The organism is Saccharopolyspora sp. (assembly GCF_017434145.1).
Classification (GTDB): Bacteria; Actinomycetota; Actinomycetes; order Mycobacteriales; family Pseudonocardiaceae; genus Saccharopolyspora_C; species Saccharopolyspora_C galaxeae.
Window position 1 is genome coordinate 1 of sequence record NZ_JAFRFW010000160.1, and the last position, 5,755, is coordinate 5,755.

At 71.7% G+C, this 5,755-nt stretch carries 5 protein-coding genes and 1 pseudogene; 3 read left to right on the forward strand and 3 right to left on the reverse strand.

Annotated elements, in window-relative coordinates; genetic code table 11:
• A pseudogene (locus IJH84_RS04575) lies at positions 1-327 on the forward strand (serine/threonine protein kinase); the annotation flags it as partial.
• Between the two features lie 28 nt (positions 328-355).
• Here the strand turns inward: IJH84_RS04575 and IJH84_RS04580 are convergent.
• Positions 356-1,252: a LysR family transcriptional regulator gene (locus IJH84_RS04580; RefSeq protein WP_295140586.1), complete on the reverse strand. Its 897-nt coding sequence runs from the start codon at positions 1,250-1,252 to the stop codon at positions 356-358.
• Between the two features lie 151 nt (positions 1,253-1,403).
• Here IJH84_RS04580 and IJH84_RS04585 point away from each other — a divergent pair, with 151 nt between their 5' ends.
• Positions 1,404-2,375: an EamA family transporter gene (locus IJH84_RS04585; protein WP_200068492.1), complete on the forward strand. Its 972-nt coding sequence runs from the start codon at positions 1,404-1,406 to the stop codon at positions 2,373-2,375.
• Positions 2,376-2,379: 4 nt separating this feature from the next.
• Here the strand turns inward: IJH84_RS04585 and IJH84_RS04590 are convergent, their stop codons facing one another.
• Positions 2,380-3,051: a response regulator transcription factor gene (locus IJH84_RS04590; RefSeq protein WP_295140590.1), complete on the reverse strand. Its 672-nt coding sequence runs from the start codon at positions 3,049-3,051 to the stop codon at positions 2,380-2,382.
• Positions 3,048-4,412, reverse strand: coding sequence for an ATP-binding protein (locus IJH84_RS04595; protein WP_295140593.1), 1,365 nt, complete (start codon positions 4,410-4,412; stop codon positions 3,048-3,050). Before IJH84_RS04595 ends, IJH84_RS04590 begins: the two co-directional genes overlap by 4 nt.
• Positions 4,413-4,532: 120 nt before the next feature.
• On the opposite strand from IJH84_RS04595, the gene IJH84_RS04600 reads away from it, so the two are divergent.
• Positions 4,533-5,705 (forward strand): PspC domain-containing protein, encoded by a 1,173-nt coding sequence (locus IJH84_RS04600; RefSeq protein WP_295140595.1) that lies wholly within the window; start codon positions 4,533-4,535, stop codon positions 5,703-5,705.
• The last annotated feature ends 50 nt before the right edge of the window (positions 5,706-5,755 follow it).

Genomic DNA, 5,755 nt, shown 5'->3' on the forward strand with positions numbered 1-5,755 from the left:
AAGGACAAGGACAAGGACAAGCAGCCGACCAACGACGACGTCGAGAACACCGTCAAGACCTACTACTCGCTGGTTCCCGACGACCTGGACAAGTCGTGGTCGCTGCTCGGGCCGAACATGCAGACCATGGGCAAGGACAGCTACGAGTCGTTCTGGGAGTCCGTCGACGACGTGAAGGTGCTCGGCAAGCCGAAGTCGGCGGGTTCCAAGGTGCTGGTGCAGCTGGAGTTCGAGAAGAACGGGAAGAAGAGCCGCGAAAGGCACCTGCTCGGCATGGTCGCCCGCGATGGTGAGCCGCTGATCAACAGCGACTCCCGGATCGGCTAGCCGGCGGCGCGGGCAACGCACTCGCCGCTCAGGCCGCCGCGATCTCGGCCAGCGTCGACAGCAGCGTCCGGGTAGCCGACTGGTCGGCCACCGCTTCGCGCACGGCGGTGTAGATCCGCCGCACCGGCACCGGGCGGCAGACGTCGCGGATCACGACACCGGGATGCACGATCCCCAGCGCCAGCCGCGGCTGCAGCGCGATGCCCATTCCGGCCGCGACGAATCCCTGCGTGGCGTAGTCGTTCTCCGTTTCCAGCGCGATCCGCGGCGCGAAACCGGCGCTGCCGAACGCGTCCCGCAGCGACTCCTCGCAGGGCCCTCCCGGGCCGACGCCGCCGAGCACCCAGGACTCGTCGGCCAGCCGAGCCAGGTCGATCGGTTCCTCGTCGGACAGCGGGTGCCCGCGCGGCAGCACCACCCGGTACGGCTCGTCGACCAGGTGCTGCACCCGGATTCCGCGCGATTCGGGGATTTCGCGGCCGACCACGATCACGGCGACGTCGGCTTCGCCGGTGGTGACTTCGCCGAGGGTGCCTTCGTCGATCATCTTGAGGTCGAGCCGCACCCCCGGCAGTTGCGCGCGGAACTTCGCCGCGGCAGGCGGGATCAGCCCCACGCCCGCGGTGTGGAAGTAGCTCACCCGGAGCCTGCCGGTGCGCCCTGCGCGCAGGTCGGCGAGGTCGGCTTCGGCATCGGCGAGCAGGTCGGCCAGCCCGGCGGCGCGTTCGGCCAGCAGGCTGCCTGCGGCGGTCGGGCGCACTCCGCGGCCCACCTTCTCCAGCAGCGCGGTGCCCGCTTCCCGTTCCAGCGCGCTGATCTGCTGGCTGATCGCGGACGGCGTGTAGCCGAGGTTGCTCGCGGCGGAGCTGATCGAGCCGCCGGTGACGACGGCTCGCAGCACCTGCATCCGGCGGGCGTCGAGCATGACTCGACCGTACAGCACTGCTGAAAGATCCGTTCAGAATATTTCGATTGTGCTAACGAGTCCTCGGTGGCGAAGCTGGAGTCATCGGCGCGGAACTCACGCGAACCGCGGCACGGGCGTCCGCAGGTTGCGGACGGAACCAGGGGGAATCATGACTTCTTCGGCCAGCTACCTGCGACTCGGCGCGCTGGCGGTGTTGTGGGGCGCGAGCTTCCTGCTGATCAAGATCGCGCTCACCGCGATGTCGCCGGTGCAGATCGCGTTCACCCGGATCGTGCTCGGTGCGCTGGTGCTGGTCGTGCTGTGCGCGCTGCGCGGCATCCGGCTCAGCTCGGACCGCCGGTTGTGGCGGCACGTCGCGGTGGCCGGGCTGTTCGCCAGCGCCCTGCCGTGGATGCTCTACGGGGTCGCCGAGCGTTCCGTGGACTCCGGGCTGACCGGAGTCCTGAACGCCACCACTCCGCTGTGGACGCTGCTGTTCGGCTTCCTGTTCGGGCAGCAGCGCGCGCTCGCGCCGCGCAAGCTCGGCGGCCTGGCGCTGGGTTTCGCGGGCGTGCTGCTGATCCTCGCGCCGTGGCAGGCCGTCAGCGCGGGCCCGGGAGTGCTCGCGTGCCTGGCCGCCGCCGCCAGCTACGGCATCGGGTACGTCTACATCGGACGGCACTTGACCGGGAGCTCGGGCGATGCTCCGGCGCCACTGGCGATGGCGGGGATGCAGCTGACCGCGGCAGCGGGGATCGCGGTGCTGGCGCTGCCCGTCGAAGGTTTCCCGGCGGTGCGCTTCGAGCCCGCCGCGCTGCTGGCCGTCGCGGTGCTCGGCGTGTTCGGCACCGGCGTCGGCTTCGCGCTGAACTACCGGCTGATCGCGGACGAGGGACCGACGGCCGCCTCCACCGTCACCTACGTGATGCCGGTGGTTTCGGTGCTGCTCGGCTGGCTCGTGCTCGGCGAGCAGATCGGCGGGCGCGTTGTGGGCGGCATCGCGCTGGTCCTGCTCGGGGTAGCGCTGTCCCGGCAGGGACGGCCCGGCGCGGCACGCGCGCGGGTGCAGCGAGTGAGGTCGGTGCTGCGGGCCGGCTCGCAGCTCTACGCGGACCTCGCCACCAACAATCCGATGAAGTGAGGACTCAGACCAGCCTGCGGTCGCTGGCCCAGCGGGAGAGCTCGTAGCGGTTCGACAGCTGCGTCTTGCGCAGCACGCTGGACACGTGCGTCTCGACCGTCTTCACCGAGATGAACAGCTCCGAAGCGATCTCCTTGTAGGCGTACCCGCGCGCCAGCAACCGCAGCACGTCCCGCTCCCGCGGGGTGAGCTGGTCCAGCTCCGGATCGCTCACCGGAGCCGAGTCCGGCCCCTGCGCGAAGGCGTCCAGCACGAACCCCGCCAACCTCGGGGAGAACACCGGATCACCACCGGCCACCTGGCACACCGCGTCCGCCAGTTCCCGCCCGGAGATCGTCTTGGTGACGTAGCCGCGCGCTCCGCCGCGGATCACCGCGATGACGTCCTCGGCGGCATCGGAGACCGACAGCGCCAGGAAGACCACGTCGGGGTACTCGGTGCGGGTGCGGCGCAGCACCTCCGCGCCGCCTCCGTCGGGCATGTGCACGTCGAGCAGCACGACCTGCGGGAGGTAGTGCCCGATGCCCGCGACGGCCTCTGCGACCGAACCGGCCTCCCCGACCACTTCGACCCGATCCGCGGCACCGGCCAGTTCGGCGCGCACCCCGGAGCGGAACAACGCGTGGTCGTCCACGAGGAACACCCGCACCGGGCCGGGCTGATCTGCTGCTGTCACGACTGGTCCTCCTTGGTCGGCCCGCCCTCGGCTCGCCGGTGCGCCTGCCGGGGCATGTCCAGTTGCACTTCGGTGCCAGAGCCGGGCGCGGTCTTGAGCCGCACGGCGCCGCCGTTGCGCCCCATCCTGCCCCGGATCGAGTCGGCCAAGCCATGCCGGTCGGCGGGCACCGCCTCCGGGTCGAATCCCGTGCCGCGGTCCCGCACGAAGATCGAGACCTGCTCGGGTTCGACTTCCGCGTAGACGCTGACCTCACCGGTGCCCGAATGCTTGGCGGAGTTCACCACGGCCTCGCGCGCGGCGGCCAGCAGCGCCGTGAGCCGCTCGTCGAGCTCGCAGTCGCCGACCACGACGTGCTGCACCTCGATCGCGAAGGCGTCCTCGATCTCCCCGCACGCTTCGGTCAGCTGCGCCGAGAGCGTCGCGGCCTGCTCCTGCCCGGCCGACTCGACCTGGCCGGACCCCTGCCCGGAACCGCCGCGCCCGTACCCGTCCGGGCCGTAGAGCCAGTTCCGCAGCTCCCGCTCCTGCCCGCGGGCGAGCCTGCGCACCTCGCGCTCCGAACCCGCCTGCTTCTGGATCAGCGCGAGCGTCTGCAGCACCGAGTCGTGCAGGTGCGCGGCGATCTCGGCGCGCTCCTGCGAGCGGACCCGGCCCGCGCGCTCCACGTTCAGGTCCCGCACCAGCCGCATCCACCACGGCACGGTCAGCACCGCCGCGCCGACCAGCGCGGTCATCGTGGACAGCAGCGCGAACCGCAGATCGCTCACGCTGGCGGACCCGCCCAGGAACACCACGGCGCCGATCACCACCAGCGCTGCGCCCGAGACGATCCGCACCACGGCCGAGCGACCGCCACCGCCGAGCACCGCGCCCGCCATGCCGGACCGGGCGCCTTCCCGCCAGCGCCTGCGCTGCGACTCGTCGGCTTCCCGCCACACCACGGCGGCACCGACCAGCGCGACCCCGAGCGGCCCGGTCAGCCAGCCGGGCAGGATGCCCAGCAGAGCGACGGCGGCCACCAGCCCGATTCCGAGGATGATCAGCCCGAGCCCCTGCTGGCGCTCCCGGTCCGACAGCGGCCGCTCCGCACCGCTGCTCTGCGGCACGAAGACCCACAGGATCCCGTAGGCCAGCACGCCGGCCCCGCCGAACGCGGCGAGCACGGCGAACACCGCGCGCACCCACAGCACCGAAACGTCCAGGTGGTCGGCGATCCCGCCGCAGACCCCGGCGATCAGTCGCCCGCCGCGCCGCCGGTACAGCTTCGGATAGGCGAGGACGCGGTGCGCTCCGCTGCGGTCGGGCGCCGCACTGCGTTCGGACGCCGCGTCGGTTCGTTTCCGGGACCGGATGCTCACGAACTCGATGGTTCCACGCGCACGCGAGCGCGGTCATCGGGGAATCTCCAGGGCAGCACCCGTCGCGGTCAGGGATTTCCCCGATGTGCCGGGCCGCGGCGCTCGCGGATAGTCGGCGGCATGACTGGGAGCGTCCGCGACACACTGCGCGAGATGTGGGAGAGCCGACCGGCCCGGCCGCGCCACGGCCGCAAGATCGCCGGGGTGTCGGCGGCCATCGGACAGCGCTACGGCATCGATCCGGTGCTGGTGCGGGTGGTGTTCATCGTGGCACTGCTGACCGGTGGCGCCGGGATCGCGCTGTACCTGCTGGGATGGCTCGTGCTGCCGCCGGAGCAGTCGCGGGTCACCAGCGGCACGCGGCAGGCCCTGTCGGTGCTGGGAGTCGTGCTCGTGGTGCTGTTCGGGGCGCCGATCGCGTTCGCGTCGCTGCACTCGGTCGGACTCGTCGCGTTCGCCGCGGGGCTCGCGGCGCTGTTCTTGCTGCACCGCAATTACCAGGACCGGGCGATTCGCGGTTCGGCGCCGGAACGGCCGCAGCAGGACAACGTGTGGGTCTACGCGGACTCCGCGGCCGAGGCCCGTAGCGGGTCGTCCGCGGAGCAGCCACCGGCGTGGGACCCGCTCGGCGCTGCCCCGTTCGCCTGGGACCTCCCCGAGCCGCCGGAAGTGCAGGCTGAGCCGCCGCGCAAGCGGCACTGGATCACCTGGGGGACGGTGCTGCTCGCCGTGTTGGCCGGGGCGGCCGCGCTCTACGAAGGCGGCGACGAACGAGCGCTCGCGGTAGCGCTGGGCGTGCTCGGCGTCGGGATGCTGGTCGGCGCGTTCCTGCACGGCGGCCGCGGGCTGATCGCGTTCGCGCTGCCGGTCGGAGCGCTGGCGCTGCTGCTCGGCATGAACGAGGAGCACCGGGAGGTGAACTACCGGCCGCCGCAGGTCAACGCGGACCGGATCGTCGTCGCCGCCAGCCCGGCCGACCTGGAAAGTTCCTACCAGGGCGGCTCGCGCTTGATCTCGCTCGACCTCCGGCCGCTGCGCATACCGGCCGGCGAGAGCGTCGCGACCAGCGCGGAAACGACCAACGGTCTGATCCGCGTGCTGCTGCCGCCAAACGTGGACGTCACCGCGGAATGCGGCGCCGACGGCGGGTCCGCCGAATGCCTGGGCTCGCAGGCGAACGGCAGCAACAGCCGGATCAGCGTCACCGACAACGGCCCGGACGGACCCGGTGGCGGACACGTCGAACTCGACTTGACCACTGCGAACGGGCGCGTGGAGGTGCTCCGTGGCTGACGACGATTCTCGCGCGAACGGCGACGACCACACGAAACCGGACACCGTGC